21 protein-coding genes, 2 tRNA genes and 2 pseudogenes are annotated in these 21,696 nt (G+C 68.8%); 17 read left to right on the plus strand and 8 right to left on the minus strand.

The annotated features are described in order from the left end of the window. Positions 1–61: 61 nt before the first annotated feature. From dnaN to SLP03_RS25690, 4 genes are read left to right on the plus strand one after another with little or no spacing between them, the layout of a single operon-like run. On the plus strand, positions 62–1,195 hold the full coding sequence (gene dnaN / locus SLP03_RS25675) for a DNA polymerase III subunit beta (protein ID WP_319463195.1): 1,134 nt from the start codon (positions 62–64) through the stop codon (positions 1,193–1,195). Between the two features lie 40 nt (positions 1,196–1,235). Continuing rightward, positions 1,236–2,108 (plus strand): phosphogluconate dehydrogenase (NAD(+)-dependent, decarboxylating), encoded by an 873-nt coding sequence (gnd, locus tag SLP03_RS25680; protein WP_319463196.1) that lies wholly within the window; start codon positions 1,236–1,238, stop codon positions 2,106–2,108. A 16-nt stretch (positions 2,109–2,124) separates the two neighbouring features. Continuing rightward, positions 2,125–3,258, plus strand: coding sequence for a DNA replication/repair protein RecF (recF, locus tag SLP03_RS25685; RefSeq protein WP_319463197.1), 1,134 nt, complete (start codon positions 2,125–2,127; stop codon positions 3,256–3,258). Beyond that, positions 3,248–3,976: a DUF721 domain-containing protein gene (locus SLP03_RS25690; RefSeq protein ID WP_319463198.1), complete on the plus strand. Its 729-nt coding sequence runs from the start codon at positions 3,248–3,250 to the stop codon at positions 3,974–3,976. Before recF ends, SLP03_RS25690 begins: the two co-directional genes overlap by 11 nt. 102 nt (positions 3,977–4,078) lie before the next feature. On the opposite strand, the gene SLP03_RS25695 is transcribed toward SLP03_RS25690, so the two are convergent. Beyond that, entirely contained in the window at positions 4,079–4,633 is a 555-nt protein-coding gene (locus tag SLP03_RS25695; RefSeq protein WP_319463199.1) for a hypothetical protein, read from the minus strand. A gap of 524 nt (positions 4,634–5,157) precedes the next feature. On the opposite strand from SLP03_RS25695, the gene gyrB reads away from it, so the two are divergent. The 6 genes from gyrB to SLP03_RS25725 all read left to right on the plus strand — a co-directional run bounded on the left by gyrB (position 5,158) and on the right by SLP03_RS25725 (position 11,224). After that, complete coding sequence (gene gyrB, locus SLP03_RS25700) at positions 5,158–7,104, plus strand: DNA topoisomerase (ATP-hydrolyzing) subunit B (protein WP_319463200.1); 1,947 nt, start codon at positions 5,158–5,160, stop codon at positions 7,102–7,104. 130 nt (positions 7,105–7,234) lie between these two features. Continuing rightward, positions 7,235–9,757 carry a DNA gyrase subunit A gene (gene gyrA / locus SLP03_RS25705; protein WP_319463201.1) on the plus strand — a complete coding sequence of 841 codons (2,523 nt, stop codon included), beginning with the start codon at positions 7,235–7,237 and terminating at the stop codon, positions 9,755–9,757. A gap of 4 nt (positions 9,758–9,761) precedes the next feature. Further along, entirely contained in the window at positions 9,762–10,709 is a 948-nt protein-coding gene (locus tag SLP03_RS25710; RefSeq protein ID WP_319463202.1) for a DUF3566 domain-containing protein, read from the plus strand. Positions 10,710–10,859: 150 nt separating this feature from the next. Beyond that, positions 10,860–10,933 (plus strand) — tRNA-Ile (locus SLP03_RS25715). A 43-nt stretch (positions 10,934–10,976) separates the two neighbouring features. Next, entirely contained in the window at positions 10,977–11,105 is a 129-nt protein-coding gene (locus SLP03_RS25720) for a DLW-39 family protein (protein ID WP_231929724.1), read from the plus strand. A gap of 46 nt (positions 11,106–11,151) precedes the next feature. Next, positions 11,152–11,224: transfer RNA gene (locus SLP03_RS25725), tRNA-Ala, on the plus strand. Positions 11,225–11,289: 65 nt separating this feature from the next. Here the strand turns inward: SLP03_RS25725 and SLP03_RS25730 are convergent. The 5 genes and pseudogenes from SLP03_RS25730 to SLP03_RS25750 form a co-directional block, all read right to left on the minus strand. Continuing rightward, positions 11,290–11,937, minus strand: coding sequence for a site-specific integrase (locus SLP03_RS25730; protein WP_319463203.1), 648 nt, complete (start codon positions 11,935–11,937; stop codon positions 11,290–11,292). A gap of 70 nt (positions 11,938–12,007) precedes the next feature. After that, entirely contained in the window at positions 12,008–12,514 is a 507-nt protein-coding gene (locus SLP03_RS25735; RefSeq protein ID WP_319463204.1) for a hypothetical protein, read from the minus strand. 1 nt (position 12,515) lies between these two features. Continuing rightward, positions 12,516–12,611 (minus strand): annotated as a pseudogene (locus tag SLP03_RS25740) (excisionase); the annotation flags it as partial. Between the two features lie 212 nt (positions 12,612–12,823). Next, positions 12,824–13,435 carry a histidine phosphatase family protein gene (locus tag SLP03_RS25745; RefSeq protein WP_319463205.1) on the minus strand — a complete coding sequence of 204 codons (612 nt, stop codon included), beginning with the start codon at positions 13,433–13,435 and terminating at the stop codon, positions 12,824–12,826. Between the two features lie 359 nt (positions 13,436–13,794). Further along, complete coding sequence (locus SLP03_RS25750) at positions 13,795–14,355, minus strand: hypothetical protein (protein WP_319463206.1); 561 nt, start codon at positions 14,353–14,355, stop codon at positions 13,795–13,797. A 226-nt stretch (positions 14,356–14,581) separates the two neighbouring features. Here SLP03_RS25750 and SLP03_RS25755 point away from each other — a divergent pair, with 226 nt between their 5' ends. Further along, complete coding sequence (locus SLP03_RS25755) at positions 14,582–14,893, plus strand: hypothetical protein (RefSeq protein WP_319463207.1); 312 nt, start codon at positions 14,582–14,584, stop codon at positions 14,891–14,893. A 461-nt stretch (positions 14,894–15,354) separates the two neighbouring features. On the opposite strand, the gene SLP03_RS25760 is transcribed toward SLP03_RS25755, so the two are convergent. Together SLP03_RS25760 and SLP03_RS25765 are read right to left on the minus strand one after the other, a co-directional pair. After that, the gene (locus SLP03_RS25760) at positions 15,355–15,723 is read right to left on the minus strand and encodes a hypothetical protein (RefSeq protein WP_319463208.1); all 369 of its coding nucleotides are present in this window, start codon (positions 15,721–15,723) and stop codon (positions 15,355–15,357) included. 490 nt (positions 15,724–16,213) lie between these two features. Then, complete coding sequence (locus tag SLP03_RS25765) at positions 16,214–16,450, minus strand: tyrosine-type recombinase/integrase (protein WP_319463209.1); 237 nt, start codon at positions 16,448–16,450, stop codon at positions 16,214–16,216. A gap of 71 nt (positions 16,451–16,521) precedes the next feature. Between SLP03_RS25765 and SLP03_RS25770 the strand changes: the two genes are divergently transcribed. The 6 genes and pseudogenes from SLP03_RS25770 to SLP03_RS25795 form a co-directional block, all read left to right on the plus strand. Further along, entirely contained in the window at positions 16,522–17,040 is a 519-nt protein-coding gene (locus SLP03_RS25770; RefSeq protein WP_319463210.1) for a ribbon-helix-helix protein, CopG family, read from the plus strand. A gap of 76 nt (positions 17,041–17,116) precedes the next feature. Then, on the plus strand, positions 17,117–17,965 hold the full coding sequence (locus tag SLP03_RS25775) for a DUF4097 family beta strand repeat-containing protein (RefSeq protein ID WP_319463217.1): 849 nt from the start codon (positions 17,117–17,119) through the stop codon (positions 17,963–17,965). Between the two features lie 25 nt (positions 17,966–17,990). After that, on the plus strand, positions 17,991–18,947 hold the full coding sequence (locus SLP03_RS25780) for an ATP-binding cassette domain-containing protein (RefSeq protein ID WP_319463211.1): 957 nt from the start codon (positions 17,991–17,993) through the stop codon (positions 18,945–18,947). Next, positions 18,944–19,735: an ABC transporter permease gene (locus SLP03_RS25785; protein WP_319463212.1), complete on the plus strand. Its 792-nt coding sequence runs from the start codon at positions 18,944–18,946 to the stop codon at positions 19,733–19,735. Before SLP03_RS25780 ends, SLP03_RS25785 begins: the two co-directional genes overlap by 4 nt. Before the next feature lie 414 nt (positions 19,736–20,149). Continuing rightward, a complete protein-coding gene (locus SLP03_RS25790; protein ID WP_319463213.1) occupies positions 20,150–21,052 on the plus strand; it encodes an SdrD B-like domain-containing protein in 903 nt (300 codons plus the stop codon). 341 nt (positions 21,053–21,393) lie between these two features. After that, positions 21,394–21,570: pseudogene (locus SLP03_RS25795) on the plus strand (RNA-binding protein); the annotation flags it as partial. Between the last annotated feature and the right edge of the window lie 126 nt (positions 21,571–21,696).

The raw sequence follows: 21,696 nt of genomic DNA on the forward strand, positions 1-21,696 counted from the left end.
CGGGGCGGTGGGGAGCGGTCGGCATGAGAGAGTTGTCGCTGACGTCGACGCGGAGGCATTGATGAAGTTCCGAGTGGAGCGCGACGCGCTCGCCGAGGCGGTCGCGTGGACCGCCAAGAGCCTGCCCAACCGACCCTCCGTACCGGTGCTGGCCGGGGTCATGCTCCGGGTCACCGACGGCAACCTCCAGGTCTCCGGCTTCGACTACGAGGTCTCCAGCCAGGTCACCGTCGAGGTGCAGGGTGACGCCGACGGCGCCGCCCTGGTCTCCGGCCGCCTGCTCGCCGAGATCACCAAGGCCCTGCCCGCCAAGCCGGTGGACATCGCCGCGGTCGGCGCGCACCTGGAGCTGGTGTGCGGCAGCGCCCGCTTCACCCTGCCGACCATGCCGGTCGAGGACTACCCGGCCCTGCCGGAGATGCCGGAGAGCGCCGGCACCGTCGACGCCGCCGCGTTCGCCGCCGCCGTCGCCCAGGTCGCCGTCGCCGCCGGCCGGGACGAGACGCTGCCGATGATGACCGGCGTACGCCTCGAGCTCTCCGGCGGCACGCTCGCCATGCTGGCCACCGACCGCTACCGTCTCGCGCTGCGCGAGATGCAGTGGAACCCGGACGACCCCGAGGTGAGCATCAACGCCCTGGTGCCGGCCCGGACCTTGAACGACACCGCGAAGGCCCTCGGCCCGCTCGGCGGTCAGGTCACCATGGCCCTCTCCCAGGGCGGCGCCGGCGAGGGCATGATCGGCTTCTCCGCCGGCACCCGCCGGACCACCAGCCGGCTGCTCGACGGCGCCAACTACCCGCCGGTGCGCTCGCTCTTCCCGGCCAGCCACAACGCCGAGGCGCGGGTCCCGGTGAGCACCCTGATCGAGGTGGTCAAGCGGGTCGCCCTGGTGGCCGAGCGGACCACTCCGGTGCTGCTGAGCTTCAGCGCGGACGGGCTCGTCGTCGAGGCCGGTGGCACCGAGGAGGCCCGGGCCAGCGAGGCGATGGAAGCCATCTTCACCGGCGACCCGCTGACCATCGGCTTCAACCCGCAGTACCTGATCGACGGCCTGACCAACCTGGGCGCCCAGTACGCCCTGCTCGCGTTCGTCGACGCCTTCAAGCCGGCGGTGATTTCCCCTGCCGGTGAGGATGGCGAGGTCATCCCGGGGTACCGGTACCTCATCATGCCGATCCGCGTGTCCCGCTGATCGCACCCCAGAAGACCCAGACGCACGGAGGTAGCAGCAGATGCAGCTCGGCCTGGTAGGACTCGGCCGGATGGGCGGCAACATGCGCGAGCGGTTGCGCGCCGCCGGTCACGAGGTGGTCGGCTTCGACCGCAACGCGGAGCTGAGCGACGTCCCGAGCCTGGCGGAGCTGGCCGAGAAGCTGGAGTCGCCGCGCGCGGTCTGGGTGATGGTCCCGGCCGGCGTCACCGACGCCACCATCGACGAGCTGGCCGGTGTGCTCGGTGAGGGCGACATCATCATCGACGGCGGCAACTCGCGGTTCAGCGACGACGGCCCGCGCGGCGAGCGGCTGAACGAGCAGGGCATCGGCTACCTCGACGCGGGCGTCTCCGGCGGCGTCTGGGGCCGGCAGAACGGGTACGCCCTGATGGTCGGCGGCGCCCAGGAGCACGTCGCGCGGCTGATGCCGATCTTCGAGGCGCTCAAGCCCGCGGGCGAGTTCGGGTTCGTGCACGCCGGGCCGGTCGGCGCCGGGCACTACGCCAAGATGGTGCACAACGGCATCGAGTACGGCCTGATGCACGCCTACGCCGAGGGCTACGAGCTGCTCGCCGCCTCCGAGCTGGTCACCAACGTGCCGGGCGTCTTCAAGTCCTGGCGCGAGGGCACCGTGGTCCGGTCGTGGCTGCTCGACCTGCTCGACCGCGCGCTGGACGAGGACCCGGAGCTGGCCGAGCTGAGCGGCTACACCGAAGACACCGGGGAGGGCCGGTGGACCGTCGATGAGGCGGTCCGGCTCGCCGTGCCGCTGAACGTCATCACCGCCTCGCTCTTCGCCCGGTTCGCCTCCCGACAGGAGGACTCGCCCGCGATGAAGGCCGTCGCCGCGCTGCGCCAGCAGTTCGGCGGCCACGCCGTCCACAAGCGCTGAGCGGTATCCACAGCCTGTGTACGTCCGCCGGCTCGAACTGGTCGACTTCCGCTCGTACGAGCGGGTCGGCGTCGACCTGGAGCCGGGCCCGAATGTGTTGATCGGCGCCAACGGCGTCGGCAAGACCAACCTGGTCGAGGCGTTGGGCTACGTGGCGACCCTGGACTCGCACCGGGTCGCCACGGACGCCCCGCTGGTCCGGATGGGCGCCTCCTCGGCGGTGATCCGCTGCGCGGTGGTGCACGATGGGCGCGAGCTGCTGATCGAGCTGGAGATCATCCCGGGCAAGGCCAACCGGGCCCGGCTCGGGCGCTCACCGGCCCGCCGCGCCCGGGACGTGCTCGGCGCGCTGCGGCTGGTGCTCTTCGCCCCGGAGGATCTGGAACTCGTCCGCGGTGACCCGGCCGAGCGCCGTCGCTACCTCGACGACCTGCTGGTCTCCCGGCAGCCCCGGTACGCCGGGGTGCGGGCCGACTACGAGCGGGTGGTCAAGCAGCGCAACGCCCTGCTCCGGACGGCGTACCTGGCCCGCAAGACGGGCGGGTCGCGGGGCGGGGACCTGTCCACCCTCGCGGTGTGGGACACGCACCTGGCGCAGCACGGCGCGGACCTGCTCGCCGGTCGGCTGGATCTGGTCGCCGCGCTCGCCCCGCACGTGACCAAGGCCTACGACGCGGTGGCGGCGGGCAAGGGGGCGGCCGCGATCGCGTACCGGCCGTCGCTGGAGCTGCCCGACCCGACGGTGGGCCGGGCCGCGCTGGCCGAGGCGCTGACCGCCGCGCTGGCCGAGTCGCGGCCGGCGGAGATAGAACGCGGTACGACGCTGGTCGGGCCGCACCGCGACGACCTGGCGCTCACCCTCGGCCCGCTGCCCGCCAAGGGGTACGCCAGTCACGGCGAGTCCTGGTCGTACGCGCTGGCCCTGCGACTGGCCGGGTACGACCTGCTGCGTGCGGACGGCATCGAACCGGTGCTGGTGCTGGATGACGTCTTCGCCGAGCTGGACGCCGGCCGCCGGGCGCGGCTGGCCGAGCTGGTCGGCGGGGCGAGCCAGCTCCTGGTGACCTGCGCGGTGGACGACGACGTGCCGGCGACCCTGCGCGGCACGCGGTACGAGGTGGGCGAAGGGACGGTACGTCGTGTCGGATGAGTCGCAGCTGCCACCGGCCCGGCTGGGGCCGGCCCGGGGTGGTCGTACCCCCGAGAGCGGATCGGACGGCCAGGCCGGGACCGGCGCGGGCGGGCGGGGTCGGCGGCCCGCCGGCGGTGGCGCGACTGCCGGCGGCCCGGCGGCCTCGGACGGCAAGCAGGCGTCGGCGGCCGGGGACCCGGCACCGACGGGCGGGACCGGCGGTGATGCCGGCACGGCCGGGCCGGAGCTGGCCCGGGCGGTGCTGGACGCGGCGAAGGCCCGCCGGCAGACGGCGGCCCGGCCGCGCCGGAACGCGCTGGGCGGCGACGGCGGTGGTGCCGAGCGGCGGCTGCGCGGCTACTCCGGCCCCGGGCCGGATCCGCGTGACCCGCAACCGCTCGGCGCGGTGCTGAACCGGCTGGTCAAGGCGCGCGGCTGGCAGCAGCCGGCGGCCGAGGCGACGGTCTTCGGCGCCTGGGAGCGGGTGGTCGGGCCGGAGGTGGCCCAGCACAGCCGTCCGGTGAAGCTGGAGAACGGCGAGCTGACCGTGGAGGCGCGCTCGACCGCGTGGGCGACCCAGCTACGGCTGCTCGCCGGCTCGCTGATCAAGCAGATCGCCAGCGAGGTCGGCCACAACGTGGTGCGCAAGCTGCACATCCACGGACCGGCCGCGCCCTCCTGGTCCCGCGGCCCCCGCCGCGTCCGTGGCCGCGGGCCCCGCGACACCTACGGCTGAGGCGGCCTGCTGACCGTCTCCACGGGCGGCATGTCGCGGGTTCCGGCGGAAGGGACTCCGCGACATGCCGCAAGGCGCCTGCCGGCGGCCGACGCGAGGAGGTCAGGCGTCGGCGTAGACGGCGAAGCCGCGGTCCGCGCAGCGACGGTAGAAGGCGGCGAGCACGCTCAGCTCGGCGCAGGTGAAGTTCCACTGCGGCGGGTCGCCGTTCTCGTCGCGCAGCCCGTCCAGGCGGGTGTCGAGCCAGCGCAGCTGCTGCTCGGCGAGGCGACCGTCGGCCATCAGCGCGCGGAGCACCTCGCTGACCGACTCGAAGGTCACCGCCTCGCCGAACGGCCGGTGCTGAGCGATGAACTTCTCCACCCCGCCGGCGATCCACGAGCACCCGTCGGGGTCGATCACCGGATCCTCGTCCTCGGCGGCGGCTTCAGTGGCGTAGAGCACATTTTCCAGCCCGAGGATCAGGTCGACCAGCTCGGTGTAGGCGGTCGCCCGCACCGTGCCGGTCTTGGCGATCAGCTCGGCGAGCGCCCCGGTCGGGGCGGAGATCCGGGGCATGTCGACGATCTCGCCGAAGTCGACGAACTCGGCCGGCGCGACCGGGTCGTAGAAGCGGCCGGTACGCGGCCAGTGCACCGCCACATTGTCCAGCCCCATCTGGCGTCACCTCTTACAACACGTTGTCGGACCGATCGGGTCGATCGTCCCGGTTCCGTCCGGGAAAGATCAATACCGCTGCGGCGGGCGCCGCAAAGGTACGGCACGGCGGATCCGGCCGCGACCCCTGGGCGGTTACGCCCCGGTACCGATCCGGTGGCCGGTCGCGCCCTCGATCAGGCCCTAGCGTGTAGGGGGAGTCGCGGACAGCACGGTTCGGCCGGCTACGGAGGTCTCAGCCGCCCCTGCAGGGGTGCCGAGTGGCGGTTTAGTCGTGTGCGCACAGTAAGATTGACGGTGAGACGAAGACCAGACCCGGAGCGACGGACACGGGCCCCCGAGGGCCCTTGATCATTGCCCGGGTCGGGTTGAGCCGATCGCGATTCGCGGGCAACCGCGGCGACCGGTGTACGCGATCCGTGACCTGGACAATCCGGGGCCGGTCCGTGCGCCGACGTCGTGTCCTGTCCGCCGAACCCGCGCCCCCGCGCCCTGGCGCGGACGGCGCGAGAAAGTGGCCGAGGGTGGCAGCGCAGGACAAGCAGGAGTACGGCGCCGAGTCGATCACCGTCCTCGAGGGGCTCGAGGCCGTCCGCAAGCGGCCCGGTATGTACATCGGGTCGACGGGTGAACGCGGTCTGCACCACCTCGTGTGGGAGGTCGTGGACAACGCCGTGGACGAGGCGCTGGCCGGCCACTGCGACACCATCGACGTGGTGCTGCTGAAAGACGGCGGGGTCGAGGTCACCGACAACGGCCGTGGCTTCCCGGTCGACCTGCACCCGACGCTGAAGAAGCCAGGTGTCGAGGTCGCGCTCACCGTGCTGCACGCGGGCGGCAAGTTCGACGGCAAGGCGTACGCGGTCTCCGGCGGTCTGCACGGTGTCGGCGTCTCCGTGGTGAACGCCCTCTCCAGCCGGATGGCCGTGGAGATCCACAAGTCCGGCTTCGTCTGGCGGCAGCAGTATCGCAACTCGAAGCCCTCCACGCTGGAGAAGGGCGAGACCACCGACCGCACCGGTTCGGCCGTCACCTTCTGGCCGGACCCGGACATCTTCGAGACGGTCGACTTCGACTTCCAGACCATCTACCGGCGACTGCAGGAGATGGCCTTCCTCAACCGGGGTCTCACCATCCACCTGCTCGACGAGCGGGTCGCGGAGGAGGAGGACGGCCGGCAGCGTGAGGTCACCTTCTGCTACCAGGGCGGCATCGCCGACTTCGTCCGGCACCTCAACGCCTCGAAGAACCCGATCCACAAGACGGTGGTCGAGTTCGGCGCCGAGGAGGAGGGCATGTCGGTCGAGATCGCCATGCAGTGGAACGAGTCCTACGGCGAGTCGGTCTACACCTTCGCCAACACCATCAACACCCACGAGGGCGGCACCCACGAGGAGGGCTTCCGGTCCGCGCTGACCAGCGTCGTCAACCGGTACGGCGCCGACAAGAAGCTGCTCAAGGGTGACGAGAAGCTCTCCGGCGAGGACATCCGGGAGGGCCTGGCGGCGATCATCTCGGTCAAGCTGGCCAACCCGCAGTTCGAGGGACAGACCAAGACCAAGCTGGGCAACACCCCGGTGAAGAGCTTCGTGCAGCGGGTCTGCAACGAGTGGCTGGTCGACTGGTTCGACCGCAACCCGGCCGAGGCCAAGATGATCATCACCAAGGCGTCCCAGGCCGCCCGGGCCCGGATCGCGGCGCAGCAGGCGCGCAAGCTTGCCCGGCGTAAGTCGCTGCTGGAGTCCGGCTCGATGCCGGGCAAGCTGGCCGACTGCCAGTCCACCGACCCGCGTGAGTCCGAGGTCTTCATCGTCGAGGGCGACTCGGCCGGTGGCTCGGCCAAGCAGGGTCGGGACCCGCGGACCCAGGCGATCCTGCCGATCCGCGGCAAGATCCTCAACGTGGAGAAGGCCCGGATCGACCGGGTGCTGAAGAACAACGAGGTCCAGGCGCTGATCACCGCGCTGGGCACCGGTATCCACGACGACTTCGACATTGAGAAGCTGCGCTATCACAAGGTGGTGCTGATGGCCGACGCGGACGTCGACGGCCAGCACATCCAGACGCTGCTGCTCACCCTGCTGTTCCGCTTCATGCGGCCGCTGGTCGAGCTGGGCCACGTCTACCTGGCCGCCCCGCCGCTCTACAAGATCAAGTGGAACAAGAAGGGCGACGACGCCCAGTACGCGTACTCGGACCGCGAGCGGGACGGCCTGATCGCGCTGCGCCAGCAGAAGAAGCCGAACGCCCGGCCGGACGACATCCAGCGGTTCAAGGGTCTCGGCGAGATGAACTATCCCGAGCTCTGGGAGACCACCATGAACCCGGCGACCCGCACCCTCCGTCAGGTCACGCTCGACGACGCGGCGACCGCTGACGAGTTGTTCAGTGTGCTGATGGGTGAGAACGTCGAGGCGCGTCGCTCGTTCATCCAGCGCAACGCGAAGGACGTGCGGTTCCTGGACATCTGACGGGCCGCGGCGGGTCGGCCGGTCATCCACCGGTCCGCCCGCCGGTCCACAGGGTTATCCACAACTAGGCCGCTTTCCACAGCGGTTATCCACAGCACGAAAACGACTCTGAGTCTGATAAGGGTTAACAGTGACCGATACTCCCGAGTCCAACCCGAGCGAGCCCGAGGTCCCCGAGGCCGCCATCGCCGCAGTAGTGGCCCACGACCGGATCGAGCCGGTCGGGCTCGAGGTGGAGATGCAGCGCTCCTACCTCGACTACGCGATGAGCGTCATCGTCGGGCGGGCGCTGCCGGACGTCCGGGACGGGCTCAAGCCGGTCCACCGCAAGATCCTCTACGCCATGTTCGACTCCGGCTACCGCCCGGACCGTGGCTACGTGAAGTGCTCCCGGGTCGTCGGCGACGTGATGGGTCAGTTCCACCCGCACGGCGACTCGGCGATCTACGACGCGCTGGTCCGGATGGCGCAGCCCTGGTCGCTGCGGTACCCGCTGGTCGACGGCAACGGCAACTTCGGCTCGCCGGGTAATGATCCGGCTGCGGCGATGCGCTACACGGAATGCAAGCTGGACCCGCTGGCCATGGAGATGCTGCGGGACATCGACGAGGACACCGTCGACCTCCAGGACAACTACGACGGCCGGGCCAAGGAGCCCACCATCCTGCCGTCCCGGATCCCCAACCTCCTGGTGAACGGCTCCGAGGGCATCGCGGTCGGCATGGCCACCAAGATCCCGCCGCACAACCTGCGCGAGATCGGCGCGGCGGTGCAGTGGTGCCTGGAGCACCCGGAGGAGGACGAGGCCACCACCCTCGACGCGCTGCTGGAGATCGTCAAGGGCCCGGACTTCCCCACCCACGGTCTGATCGTCGGCACCCAGGCGATCCAGGACGCGTACCGGACCGGGCGGGGCTCGATCCGGATGCGCGCCGTCGTCGAGGTCGAGGAGGACAAGCGGGGCCGCCCCTGCCTGGTGGTCAGCGAGCTGCCGTACCAGGTCAACCCGGACAACCTCGCCGAGCGGATCGCCGAGCTGATCAAGGAGGGCAAGCTCGCCGGCATCGCCGACATCCGCGACGAGTCCTCCGGGCGTACCGGTATGCGGATCGTGCTCGTGCTCAAGCGCGACGCGGTCGCCAAGGTGGTGCTGAACAACCTCTACAAGCACACCCAGCTCCAGGAGACCTTCGGCGCCAACATGCTGGCCCTGGTCGACGGGGTGCCGCGCACGCTCAACCTGGCCCAGTTCCTCCGCTACTACGTCGAGCACCAGATCGACGTGATCCGCCGGCGGACCGCGTTCCGGCTGCGCAAGGCCGAGGAGCGGGCGCACATTCTGCGCGGTCTGGCCAAGGCGCTGGACGCCCTCGACGAGGTGATCGCGCTGATCCGGCGCTCGCCCACGGTCGACGACGCCCGGCAGGGCCTGATCCGGCTGCTGGAGATCGACGAGATCCAGGCGACCGCGATCCTGGACATGCAGCTGCGCCGGCTCGCCGCGCTGGAGCGGCAGCGGATCGTGGACGACCTCATCAAGCTCGAGATCGAGATCGCCGACCTCAAGGACATCCTCGCCAAGCCGGAGCGGCAGCGGAAGATCGTCTCCGAGGAGCTCGGCGAGATCGTCGCGAAGTGGGGCGACGAGCGGCGGACGAAGATCCTGCCGTTCGACGGCGAGGTCTCGATGGAGGACCTGATCGCCCGCGAGGACGTGGTCGTCACCATCACCCGCACCGGGTACGCCAAGCGGACCAAGGTCGACCTGTACCGCTCCCAGCGCCGGGGCGGCAAGGGCGTCAGCGGCGCGACACTGCGGCAGGACGACATCGTCAGCCACTTCTTCGTATGCTCCACGCACGACTGGATCCTGTTCCTCACGAACAAGGGCCGCGTCTACCGGGCGAAGGCGTACGAGTTGCCGGAGGCCAGTAGGGTGGCCAAGGGCCAGCACGTGGCCAACCTGCTCGCGTTCCTACCGGATGAGCAGATCGCGCAGATCATCGAAATTCCGAACTACCAGGTGGCTCCCTATCTGGTACTGGCCACGAGAAACGGCCTGGTGAAGAAGACGCGGCTTGAGGAGTTCGACTCCAACCGGACTGGCGGCATCATCGCGATCAACCTGCGCGATGAGGACGAGCTGGTCGGTGCTGCCCTGGTGGCGCCGGAGGACGACCTGCTGCTGGTCTCGAAGAAGGCGCAGGCGATCCGGTTCAACGCCACCGACGAGGCGCTGCGGCCGATGGGCCGGGCCACCTCGGGCGTGATCGGCATGCGCTTCACCGACGACGACGTCCTGCTGGCCATGGAAGTGGTTCGCGAGGGGCTGGACGTGCTGGTGGCGACGAACGGGGGATACGCGAAACGTACCCCGATCGAGGAATACCCGGTCCAGGGCCGGGGAGGTAAGGGTGTGCTGACTGCGAAGATCACCGAACGACGCGGTGGTCTGGTCGGCGCGGTGGTGATCGACCCGGACGACGAGCTCTTCGCCATCACCAGCAACGGTGGTGTCATCCGGACTCCGGTGAAGCCTGTACGCCGTACGCGTGACCGGAACACAATGGGGGTCAAGCTGATGGACCTCCCGGACGGCGTGACTATCGTGGCGATTGCTCGCAATGCCGACGAGCCTGACGAACAGGACTAGTTGAATGACGGAGACACAGGCGAAGTCGGGGAACACGGGGACCTCGGCCAACCCGGTCGACGAGGAGGCCGCCAAGGGCGGCACACCAGCGACCGGCCGCGCGGCCGTGGGCCGGGCCACCGTCCCCGCCGACGCGCCTGCCCCGAAATTCACCCGTGCCCCTGGCATGACACCGCCGGCGGAAGTGACCACGGAGGACTCGGAGGACTCGGGGGACTCGGGGGCGAGCGACAAGACCGAGAAGGCCAAGGTCGACGCGCCGACCTCCGCTGACGGCCTGGCCGCCCGGGCGGCTCCGGCGGCGAAGCCCGCCACGACACAGCCGGTCTCGGCGGGCGCGGCCCGACCGTCGGCGGGCGCGGCCCGACCGTCGACCGGCGCCACCGGCACCCAGCCGCGGGTCGTGTCCGGCGCCGGCACCGCCACCAAGCCGTCACCGGACGGCGGTCGCCCCGGCACTCCGAACCGCCCGGCCAACGGCGGCGGACTGCCGCCGGGTATCAGCGGCGCGGCGGCCGTCGGGGCCGCGCGGGTGGGTGAGGCGGTACGCGCCGCGCGTACCTCGGTCAGCTCGGCCGCGTCCCGCGGACCGCGCCGGGCGCGGCTGAACCTCAAGCGGATCGACCCGTGGTCCGTGATGAAGTTCGCGTTCGCCGTCTCGGTGGTGCTCTTCATCGTGATGGTCGTCGCCACATCGGTGCTCTACCTGGCGCTGGACGCCATGGGCGTGTTCAAGAGCGTCAACAGCAGCCTGACCGACCTGGTCAACGCCGGTAGCGGCCAGGGCGGTGGCTTCCAGATCACCGCCAAGGGCGTGATCCTCAGCTCCGCGCTGATCGGCCTGGTCAACGTCGTGCTCTTCACCGCGCTCGCCACGCTCGGCGCGTTCGTCTACAACGTCTGCGCCGACCTGGTCGGCGGGATCGAGCTGACGCTCGCCGAGCGGGACTGAACCAGCGGGGACGCCGGGGCGCCGCGTAAAGCGGTCGCCCCGGCGCCGCGCATCCGGGTAGGTTCGAGCTGGTACGGGTGAGAGCCGCGCCACGGACACCCCGATTTGGGGCGGGCCGCGGCGATGGGTTAACCTTGCTCGTCGCTACGCGGGGCTATAGCTCAGTCGGTTAGAGCGCAGAGCTGATAACTCTGAGGTCGCTGGTTCGATTCCAGCTAGCCCCACCGCACATCGTCCGACGGCAGTCGAGCGCGAGGGGTCGCCCCAATGTTCAAGAAGCTTCTGATCCTGGTCGGCGTCATCGGCGTGGCCGCCGTGGTGGCCAAGAAGGTCAAGGCCTCGAACGACGAGCGCGCCCTGTGGCACGAGGCAACCACCGCGCCCGACCTGCGCTGACCGTCCGCTTCCCGACTGTCAGCACCCGGCGGCTCCGCCCGCCCTCGGGGCCCTAGCTCAACTGGCAGAGCACTGCCTTTGCAAGGCAGGGGTTAGGGGTTCAAGTCCCCTGGGCTCCACTCTTACCGCATCTGACCTGCGGCGGAACACGCCGCATGATCATCCGGACCACATTGGGACCACATCACCGATGGTCCTGGCCGCTGGCGGCAGCCCGCAACACGCCACCCACGACACCGCGTCGACGCTCCCGACGTGGCCAGAAGTGGACGTAGGTCTCCAGGGTGATTTGCAGAGTGCTGTGCCGCAGTGCCCGCTGGACCTCCTTCGGGTCCACATGGTTGGTGATCAGCGTTGTGGCGAAGAAGTGACGCAGGGCGTGGAAGCCGCCGTTTTCCTTGGGCCAGCCCGCCTTCTCCCGCCACTTAACCCACTCGGCCGACCAGGTGCGGTCGGTGAACGGGTTCTTATGGGTGGTGGTGAACAGCAGGGGGACCCGGCGGCGCACCGAATTGCCCGAGGTGACGTCGATCAATTCGACCTCGGTCGGTGGGTACTCCTGCATGTGGCGACGTAGCGCGGATGCGACCATCGGGTCCAGGTCGACCGTGCCGGCTGAGCCGCCCTTCGGCGTACTGAGGTAGAAGCCGCCCTGATACTCCTGAGGTGCGTACCTCAACTGCTGGACGACGTGTAGCTCCTCGTGTTCGTCGTCCAGGCAGCGCGGCCCGTCCTCAAGGCCGAGCGCCTCACTGATCCGCAGTCCCGCGCCGGCACCGAGCCACAGCAGCCCGTGGTAACGGTCGGGTACGGCATCGAACAGGCGGAGCACGTCGCTCTCGTCCGGTACCCACTTCGGTGCGCGGCTGAGCCCCCGGAACACCTGGGACAGCTTGATCCCATCACACGGGTTGTCGGGGGATTGCCTTGTCAGTTACCGCCGTTGCCATGATGGCGTCGAACAGCTCGAAGTACAGACGCAGGCTGGACTGAGGCACACCCGCGCCAAGGCGTTCCGCCAGCCACAGCAACACGTCGGTCTGAGTGATCGAGCGGACGAGGCGATTGCCGAATTCCGGGACCAGGTGTCGCCGCACGTTCGACTCGATGCGCCGCCGGGTCTCCAATGCCCATCCGATGTTCCGGGCCAGACGCCAACGGTCCACGTAAGCGGCGAACGTGACGTTCCGCTCGCCCTGGTCCAGCTTCACCTCTGCAGCGGTGCCGACCCGGGCGGCAAGGTCGAAGTCCTCGGCGTCCTTCTTGCGCTGGAACACCTTGTCTCGCGTCTGACCGGCGGCATCGACGTACCGGACCCGCCACCGCTTGCCCCGGCCATACTTCCCAGACTTGACCTTCTCGCCGTCTGGACCGGGAGTGCTCAGGTACCACAGATCGTGAACCGCCACGTCAGCCCTCCTGTTCCATGACCCACGCCCGGACCGCAGCCGGGTCGTAGCGGAGGTGACGTCCGACGCGCGAAGCACGCGGCCCAGTGCGGCGGTGGACGCCAGCACGGCGGGGCTGGTTCCGCCGGCCAGGATCTACAGAGCTAGGCACGTCCGGCGGCACCGGACAGGGCACCGGCCACGCTGTGATCCGACGACTGATGTGCGACGCAGCTCCGCCAGGCGATGTGCGACAGATCCAGCCGACCTAGGGGCGGCAGGTTGGCCGCCGCCGAAACATCCGGTAGCCGAAGAGCGGATGCCCTTCAGCTACAGGTGCCCAGTGTCGTTGAAGCTGACCAAGGTCGGCGGTCGATCGGAATCCCACTGCACGATGGTGATCGCGCAGTTCTCTTGATTGAGGCCGATCCACCGCCAGGCCGGGGCGTCAAGCATGTGGCGGACGAACCAGCCGATCACGAAGTTGTGCGTGATCAGCAGTTCGCGTCGGTCCTCCTCACCGGTGACCCCGAAGTGCTCAACAGCGGCACGCAGGGCAACGGCGTCCTCGTCGCGCTCGTCGTCGGGCACGCCGTCGAGCCATGCATGCCACCGTCCTGGGTATCGGCCACGTTCCGCGGCGGATGGCACCGGCGTTCGGTCTGCTACGAAGTGGCAGTCGTGTCGTGGCACCTGTGGGAGATGGCGGGCGACAATGTCGGCGGTCTGGGCCGCCCGGGCCAGTGGGCTGTGGTGGACGGCCGAGAAAGGCACCGCACGGAGCCGTCGACCCAGCCGGTCTGCCTGCTCGCGGCCGAGCTGCGAGAGAACTCCGTCCGGGGCGTGGTCGGAGGCCGGATCCTGTTCGCCGTGGCGGACAAGGTACACCTGTGTGCGAGCCACTGACGCGCCCCTTCCAGTTCCCTGTTCGGCGATGAGCACAATAGATCACAAAAGCACGGATCCCAGGCCACAGCAAGATCCGCTGCACTCTTCCGCCGCGATCAGCGCTGCGATGTCGCAGATCAGTTGGTGGATGACTGTCTCGCATCAGTCGACGGAGGACAGGGCACCGGCCACGCGCATTGCCGAATTCCGCTCTATCAGATCAAGGCGGCCCGCAAGCGGGCCGCGCCGGCCCGGCCCCGGCCTGCTGGCGACCTCCGGCCGGCATCGGCCGGGCCGGCCGGCCACGCTGACGGGCGACAAGAGCTTGAAGGCCTCGGACGGTCTACGACTGCCCGACGAGGAGATCCGCTTCAGCGCTTGGACTTGGTCTGTTACGCGTCGGCCCGCCGTGGCTATGCGTGCTCGCAATTGCTCAGAGCATCGCGCTCCCAGTCGCTTCCCACGAGAGCGACGGGGCGGCTGACCTCTCTGACTTGCTTGTCATTGGTCTCGACTGAAAACCGTAGCGACAGCGGCTCTGGCTGGAATGCGATTGAGCACTCGAACCCCAGCTCGACCACGAGCTGACCGGTGCCGCCAGGGGGTAACAGCCGGGGTTGTCCGATGCTGTGTATCACGACGCCCGGCCTCTCTGCGTGAACCTCGCGAGCGGTGATCGGCGCGGGGCCGGCGTTGACCAGTATCAACCTTCCATTCAGTTGGACCGATCCCTGGGAGGAGGACGAGCTTCCGAAGTCGGCCGATGCAGGAAATGCTACGAGTGCGACCACGGCGTTCCGCTCTCGCTGATCACGCGAGTCTCGCAGCTGGCTGACACCGAAACCGCCAAGCACAACGCCGACCACGAAGGCAGCGACGAGCCGCAGGGCCATCTGCTGTCTGACCATGAGGCGGTCATGGGTGGCGGTACCCGACTCCGCCGGCTGGTGATTGTGCTCATCCAGGTCGATCACTGCATGCTCCGCGACATGGGCGTCAGCCTAAGGGTCTCTCCGCACCCGCGCGTCGGCCGGTCGAAGGCCGGCATGGGCCATCCGTGGGCCAGTAACCGTGGCGCGCAGCGGGCACGAGCGGGCACGAGACGTAACCGGGCCGGGCGCCGCCCGCAGGCGTTTCGGGCATCACGACCGCTTGAGCACGCTCTTCCAAACTGACGCTCGGCCATGGGACGCTGCTGCCATGGAGGACAACACGGACAGGCTGCACAACCTTCTCCTGGAGGTCGCTCAATTGCTGCGGGCCGATTGGCCCGATTGGAGCAGGGGCTTGGCGACATTCGGCCAGCGGCTAATGGAGGCGGGCACGGATCGTGACGCCCGGCAGCGGGTAGTCCGGGACGCCCTCGGCCTCTACCGACAAGGGATGGGCGGCTTCCAGGACATCGTCCTGCAGCGAGACGGTTCAGTCTTGCCTGAGCAGCGGCAGCTTGGCCGCCTGCGTTCATTGCTCTTCGAGGAGTTGCAAGGGCAGTTGGCCGGTGAGCCTCTGTAGCTTGCAGCCTGAGTCGAGCAGCAGCTGACAGTCTGGGAGTCACGGCTGGGAGCCACCTGGGGCGGACGGAACCAGACGGGACGGGACCGATCGAGTTGCCGAACGCTTGAGGACCAGGACCAGGCGGACGGCCTCGGACGGCCTAGACATGGTCTTGGGAATCTACGGATCAGATGGTCAGGGCTGGCCCGTCGTACAGCCATCCGTACAGCCAAGCCCGCCCGCTGACACCGACGCTGCCCGACAACGATGGACAGGCTGACCAGGAGCGAAGCCGCCCGATTAGCCATCCGCGATGTTCTTCTAATCCCAAGGCTGCAGGTTCGAATCCTGCCGGGCACACGACCGTCACCGCAGATCAGCGCCTGGTCGATTCCCGTCAAGGCCGCCGAGCGAGCGCAGCCCACCGCCCGCTCTCGCTGGCCTGCTGGCGACCTCCGGCCGGCGCGGCGGGCACCACCTCAGGGGACGATTCCAGTAGCAGCGGCCCAACGCCAGACACCGACCGCGACAACAGCCGCGACCGCTGTCGCGATCGCGATCACCAAAGATGCCCTGCCACCCCGGATCCCCCGGTAGCACCATGCCGAAGCGGAAGTGAGGCCAAGAGCAGGCACCAGCGTCGGCGGGAGCAGGACGGCAACGCCTAAGCCCGTCATGTTCTCGGAACCGCCAGCGAAGTAGGCACCCACCGCCATGAAGACGAGAAGACCGACAACCAGCCACGCCAACACTGCGAGGGCCGCAGCGAAGACGAACAGGGGGCGCAGGAAGTACTCCAAGGTAGGCCGGGTCTCAGGTGAGGGGGACCAGGCATCGGGGTCGGCCATTGAGTGATGGTGGCACATGGGCGGCGAGGCGGGCCACCCACAGCGGCGTGCCAACCACGTGCCAGTAGCCGGTGTCCGGAGGGGGAACGAGCGGACACGAGCTGTCACCCACTCCCCGGCCAGGAGCAGGCGTTTCGGGCATCTCGGGGCGGTGATCCTCGTCCTTCCAAACTGAAGCTCCGCAGCTCAGTCAGATGGCACCTATCAGGGGGAGTGGGCGGCATGGCGTTCATGGCGGACCCGGGCGCCCAGGCGAAGATCGGCAAGATCATCGGGACCACATCGGGACCACCTGAGGTCGCAAACAGGTGTCAGGCAATGGAAGTCAATCGGAGCTCACAGCAGGTCAAAGGCCGCCTACACCCCCGACGTCCCATGATCGCGTTTTTGGGGTTCAAGTCCCCTGGGCTTCACCACACCATCCGGCCTGCTCGCGGGCTTCCTTCACCCTCAATCGACTTTCCCTCTGATTGGGGATCGTCATTGAGAGTCAGCAGATCGTCAGCGGAGCTGCCGAAGACCTTGCGCACCGACCCATAGAAGTCCGCCGGGTATGCGTGTAGCGGTCGAGCGTTGTTGACGCCTGCTCGTGGCCCATCACGGCTTGGACGACGTTGACCGGCACCCCGCCGGAAACCAGCCAAGTCGCGTAGCAAGTCCGCTGCAGAGGAGGAGCGGTACGGCGGCGTCCGTGGCAGCTGAGTCTGGACGGCCCCGATAGCGCCATTCGGAGCCAAGTTGAGCCAGGCTGAGCCAAGGAGGGTTGTCCATGGCGCCACCGTGTGCCATAGTGGTGCCATGGATCTGAACCCGTATGTGGCCTCTCTCGGTCGTGAGCTGCTGACGGCTGTGGAGACCGGTGGTGACGACGGCACCGCGGTGATCGAGCGGTTGACCGTGTCGATGGAGTCGGCGATCCGGCTCTCCCTGCTCGAAGCACTGTCGGCCGCCGCCGACGAGATCACCAGGGAGCTGGCTCCCGGTTCGGTCCAGGTTCGCCTGCGTGGCCGTGACCCGGAATTTGTCGTGACACCTCAACAGGTGGAGCAGCCACAGGAAGACACCACCAACCGGGGTGTAGTGCCGGCCGACGATGCCGCGATGGGCTTCGAGGACGGTGCCACGGCGCGCATCAACGTCCGCCTCCCAGAGCAGCTCAAGGCCGCGGTCGAGGAAGCGGCCGGCAAGGAGGGCCGGTCGGTCAACGCGTGGCTGGTGCGAGCCGCCTCGACCGCGCTGCATGGCTCGGAGCGCGACCACGGCTCCGACCGGCGCGGCAAGCCCAGTGCGCAGCGCTACACCGGCTGGGCGCGTTAGCCGAGCCCGGCCCCATATTTCCTTCACGCCCCCTACCAGCGGGGATGCTCTTCCGACTCATCTCGAGGGGACAGCCATGCCTGTTTTCGCCACCCCGGAACCGATTTCCGTCACGATCGAACTTTCCGTCGGCGACGTGCGGCTCATCGCGAGCGACCGCACCGACACCGTCGTCGAGGTACGGCCGAGCGACGAGTCCGACGACTCCGACGTGAAGGCCGCGCAGCAGACCCGCGTCGAGTACGCCAGCGGCACGTTGACCGTGCGCGGGCCGAAGGCCCGTGTGTTCGACTTCTCCAAGAAGACCAGGTCAGTCACCGTGCTCGTCGAGCTTCCCACTGGCTCGGCGGTGCAGAGTGACATGTCGGTCGGGGACTTCCACAGCACCGGCGTGCTGGGGAAGTGCCGGTTGAAGACGTCCGTCGGGCACTTCCGACTCGACCGGACCGGCCAGCTTCGCCTGGACACCTCCGCCGGCCACCTCACGGTCGACACGATCGCCGGTAACGCCGAAGTCGCCACCGGCAGCGGACGTGTTCACATCGGCGAGATCGACGGAGCCGCGGTCATCAAGAACTCCAACGGCAACACCGACGTCGGCACCATCACCGGCGAACTGCGTGCGCGTGCGGCAAACGGCGACATCTCCGTCGACCGGGCCGGTGCCGGAGTGGAAGCCAAGACCTCCAACGGAACCATTCGCATCGGCGAGGTCGCGCGCGACTCGGTCACGCTGCACACCGCGGCCGGCGACCTGGAGATCGGTGTCGCCGCGGGCACCGCCGCATGGCTCGACCTGAAAACCGGGCACGGGCGAGTGCACAACGCGCTGGACGACATCGGCCAAGGACCGGAGAAGTCCGAGGAGACCGTCGAAGTCCGTGCGCACACCTCCTTCGGCGACATCACCGTCCGCCGTTCCTGACCAGACCTCTCGAAGGGGACCTCCCATGACCTTGTCATCCCAGTCGGCGATCACGGCAACCGGACTGCGCAGGTCGTTCGGCGACCACGTCGTGCTCGACGGAATCGACCTGAACGTCCCGCGGGGCACCGTCTTCTCGCTGCTCGGCGCGAACGGCGCGGGCAAGACCACCACGGTCAAGATCTTGTCCACGCTGATCCGCGCCGACGGGGGCAGCGCGCGAATCGCGGGCCACGACCTGGCCGCCGAGCCCGACGCGGTCCGCGCTGCGATCGGCGTCACCGGCCAGTTCTCCGCGGTCGACAACCTGCTGACCGGCCAGGAGAACCTGACCCTGATGGCCGACCTGCACCACCTGGGCCGGGCGGCGGGCAGGCGCAGGGTCGCCGAACTGCTCGACCAGTTCGACCTGGTCGACGCGGCCAAGAAACCGGCCACGACCTACTCCGGCGGCATGCGCAGGCGGCTCGACCTCGCGATGACCCTGGTCGGCACACCCCAGGTCATCTTCCTCGACGAGCCGACCACCGGGCTGGACCCGCGCAGCCGCCGTGGCATGTGGCGGATCGTGCGGGAGCTGATCGCGGGTGGCGTCACCATCTTCCTCACCACGCAGTACCTGGAGGAGGCCGACGAGCTCGCCGACCGAATCGCGGTACTGGACCACGGCAAGATCGTCGCCGAAGGCACTGCGGACGAGCTCAAGCGCCGCATCCCCGGCGGCCACATCGAGCTGCGATTCGCCGGCCTCCGCGACCTCGAGTCCGCCGCGCGCGTCGTGGGCCAGCCGTCTCGCGACGGCGACGCGCTCGCCCTGCGGGTGCCGCACGACGGCAGTCTCCGTGCGCTGAAGGCCCTGCTCGACCGACTCGACGAGAACGCGGTCGAGGTCGACTCGCTGAGCGTGCACACCCCCGACCTCGACGACGTCTTCCTCGCCCTCACCGGCAACCCCAAGAACGAGAAGGTGGCCACGCGATGAGCACTGTGTCGTACGCACTGACCGACTCGGCGACGATGCTGCGCCGCAACCTCAAGCGAATGGTGCGCTATCCGTCGATGACGGTCACGCTCATCGGCATGCCGATCGTCTTCCTGCTGCTGTTCGTCTACGTCTTCGGCGGCACACTCGGCGCCGGGATCGGCGGCCCCTCCGGCGGACGGGCGGAGTACGTCAACTACGTCACCCCCGCGATCATTTTGATGACGATCGCCGCCGCAGTTCAGGGCACCACCATCTCGGTCGCCATGGACATGACCGAGGGCATCGTCGACCGGTTCCGCACCATGGCCATTGCCCGCGTCTCCGTCCTGACCGGACACGTCCTCAGCAGCCTCGTCCAGACGATGCTCAGCATCGCGGTGATCATCGGCGTCGCACTGCTCATCGGCTTCCGGCCGTCGGCGGGTCCCGGCGACTGGCTCGCCCTCACCGGCGTCCTGGTGATGATGGCCTTCGCCTTCATCTGGCTGTCGGTCGCGTTCGGTCTGGCCAGCAAGACCGTCGAGTCGTCGAGCAACGTCGGCATGCCGCTGGTCCTGCTTCCGTTCCTCGGCAGCGGGTTCGTACCGACTGACTCGATGCCCACCGCGCTGCGCTGGTTCGCCGAGTACCAGCCGTTCACCCCGCTCATCGAAACCATCCGCGGTCTCCTGATGGGCACTCCGATCGGGAACAGCGCCGTCATCGCCATCGGCTGGTGCGTCGTCATCACCCTCGGCGGTTACCTCTGGGCGAAGAAGCTGTTCAACCGCGAGTCCACCCGATAGGTCGAACACCGCGCTCACCGCGCGGGCGGCATGCGACAGTCGCACCTGCGAGATGCCCTCTCGGCTCGGTGGTATGGAAGCCGCTACGACTCCCATGCTCCTTGCCCAGAGGGCATCTTCACGTCCACCCCACCGCTTTCCCCAGGTCAGAACGCCGATCGGCCCGATCTGAGATGATCCACGTCACATGATTTCACCGCCGGGCCGCTACGCGCGGCGGCGGCGAGTGAGCTTCGGTTGGCCCTGGAGGCACTCGGCCGGGGGTCGTCCCCGTCGCCGAGCGTGCTCTCCATCCGGCCGAGCGCCGCCTTTGTAACGCCAGCCGGATCGACGACGCCGGATGAGTGGAGACAGTTGATCTCCAGCCCGGCCCTCGCGTCCGCGAGGGGCCGTAACCGAAGACGTGAGGAACTTGTGCGATCTCGTTTCCTGTCCCGCTCGATCCGACGTACCTTCTCCAGCTCGCTCGCCACCCTCGCACTGGTCGGGGGCGTGGCGGCGCTCGCTCCGGCCGACGCGGTGGCGGCCGGGAAACTCCAGCCCGACCTGGTCGTCGACCTGATGATGACCGACGTGCTGAACCCGGCGGAGGGCGAGACCTTCAACGCCGAAATCGACGTCCGGAACATCGGCACCGGCGCGTCGAACCCGATCAGCGTCACCATCTCGGTGCCCTCAGTGCTGCAGACCACGACCCCGTACCCCGCCGACGCCGGCTGGGCCTGCACGGTGGCGAGCACGACGAGCTACACCTGCTCGTACCCGGAACTGGCGGCTGGCGGTCGGGCGGGCCGGCTGTTCGTGCCGTTCGTCGTGGCTGGCGCGGCGCCGGGCAGCACGGTGCCCATCACCACGACCATCACCCCACAGCGTCGCGAGGCGAACACCGACAACAACAGCGGCTCCGTCACGGTGGCGATCTCCGGCACCTGCACTATCCGCGGCACCGTCTGGCACGACCTGGACCGGGACGGGCAGCGCGAGGCGGGTGAGCCGGGGATCGCCGGAGGCCCGGACGGCGTGTTGAACGTGCATCTGGCGGTTCGGGAGGGGCAGGCCATCGGCGGCGGCTCCGCCACCGTCAACCCGGACGGAACCTGGTCGATCACCGCCCGCACTGAACTGCTGTACACGGTCTGGCTGGAGGCCTCCGGCGGGTACGGTCGGACCGTCGCCGACGTGGGTGACGACGCCACCGACTCGGACATGGTGACGTCGTACCAGATCGAGCCCACTCTGCTCGTCGCCAGCGACGAGTTCTACGCCGTGCACGGTGGCGAGTACGTGGTCGACGCCGGCCTGGTCACCCAGAGCTGAGCGGGTCGCCGCCCGCCCGAGACAACTCGGGCGGGCGGCGGTCCGGACAATCAGCGGCCGGCTCAGCCGGTGCGGGTGATGTAAACGAGCGGCACGGGCCGACAAGGAGTGTCCGGCGTAAGCCGACTGTGCTGACGCCCTCAGCGAGCAGTGAGCCGGTAGCAGCGCGAATTGACATCAGTTGTTGACATCAACGGTGGCGGCCAATCCCAGACGTCTCCGTACGAGACCCGGCTTCGACCCAGAACCCCATGGTCGTCATCGGATGTTGCGACTCTTGCCGAAAGCACCTTGTAAGCGAGACGTCAGTCGCGGCTAACCGCTCGCGTATCGTTCCTGGCATGGACCTCGATGATCTTCCGCGGGCGGAGTTCGAGTTTCCCGGGCCGCTACGGGACAAGCTGGTGGCCGCGATCCTGTCCGGCGCGAAGACCTCGACTTCCGCCCTGGTGCTCGGATACGAGCGCGCGAACGAGCCGCTGCCGGAGGTCGGCCAACGATCGGCGGTGGTGGACTCTGAGAGGGCGTCTTGGTCGGGTTGGATCTAATACACGCCGGTTGATGCCTTGCTGGGCTCGAGCGGAGCGGTTCGCGATGATCGATGTATGACGACTCCTCGCCGTCCGTATCGCACTGATCTGTCC

Origin of the sequence: Micromonospora sp. RTP1Z1, assembly GCF_033804685.1 — a bacterium.
Lineage (GTDB): Bacteria > Actinomycetota > Actinomycetes > Mycobacteriales > Micromonosporaceae > Micromonospora.

What these genes read in the sequence shown, in the direction of transcription:
- dnaN (WP_319463195.1), top strand. Translation starts at nt 62, where the DNA reads ATGAAGTTCCGAGTGGAGCGCGACGCGCTCGCCGAGGCGGTCGCGTGG.
- gnd (WP_319463196.1), top strand. Translation starts at nt 1,236, where the DNA reads ATGCAGCTCGGCCTGGTAGGACTCGGCCGGATGGGCGGCAACATGCGC.
- SLP03_RS25695 (WP_319463199.1), bottom strand. Translation starts at nt 4,633, where the DNA reads ATGGGGCTGGACAATGTGGCGGTGCACTGGCCGCGTACCGGCCGCTTC.
- SLP03_RS25710 (WP_319463202.1), top strand. Translation starts at nt 9,762, where the DNA reads ATGACGGAGACACAGGCGAAGTCGGGGAACACGGGGACCTCGGCCAAC.
- SLP03_RS25720 (WP_231929724.1), top strand. Translation starts at nt 10,977, where the DNA reads ATGTTCAAGAAGCTTCTGATCCTGGTCGGCGTCATCGGCGTGGCCGCC.
- SLP03_RS25755 (WP_319463207.1), top strand. Translation starts at nt 14,582, where the DNA reads ATGGAGGACAACACGGACAGGCTGCACAACCTTCTCCTGGAGGTCGCT.
- SLP03_RS25760 (WP_319463208.1), bottom strand. Translation starts at nt 15,723, where the DNA reads ATGGCCGACCCCGATGCCTGGTCCCCCTCACCTGAGACCCGGCCTACC.
- SLP03_RS25765 (WP_319463209.1), bottom strand. Translation starts at nt 16,450, where the DNA reads ATGGCGCTATCGGGGCCGTCCAGACTCAGCTGCCACGGACGCCGCCGT.
- SLP03_RS25770 (WP_319463210.1), top strand. Translation starts at nt 16,522, where the DNA reads ATGGATCTGAACCCGTATGTGGCCTCTCTCGGTCGTGAGCTGCTGACG.
- SLP03_RS25775 (WP_319463217.1), top strand. Translation starts at nt 17,117, where the DNA reads ATGCCTGTTTTCGCCACCCCGGAACCGATTTCCGTCACGATCGAACTT.
- SLP03_RS25780 (WP_319463211.1), top strand. Translation starts at nt 17,991, where the DNA reads ATGACCTTGTCATCCCAGTCGGCGATCACGGCAACCGGACTGCGCAGG.
- SLP03_RS25785 (WP_319463212.1), top strand. Translation starts at nt 18,944, where the DNA reads ATGAGCACTGTGTCGTACGCACTGACCGACTCGGCGACGATGCTGCGC.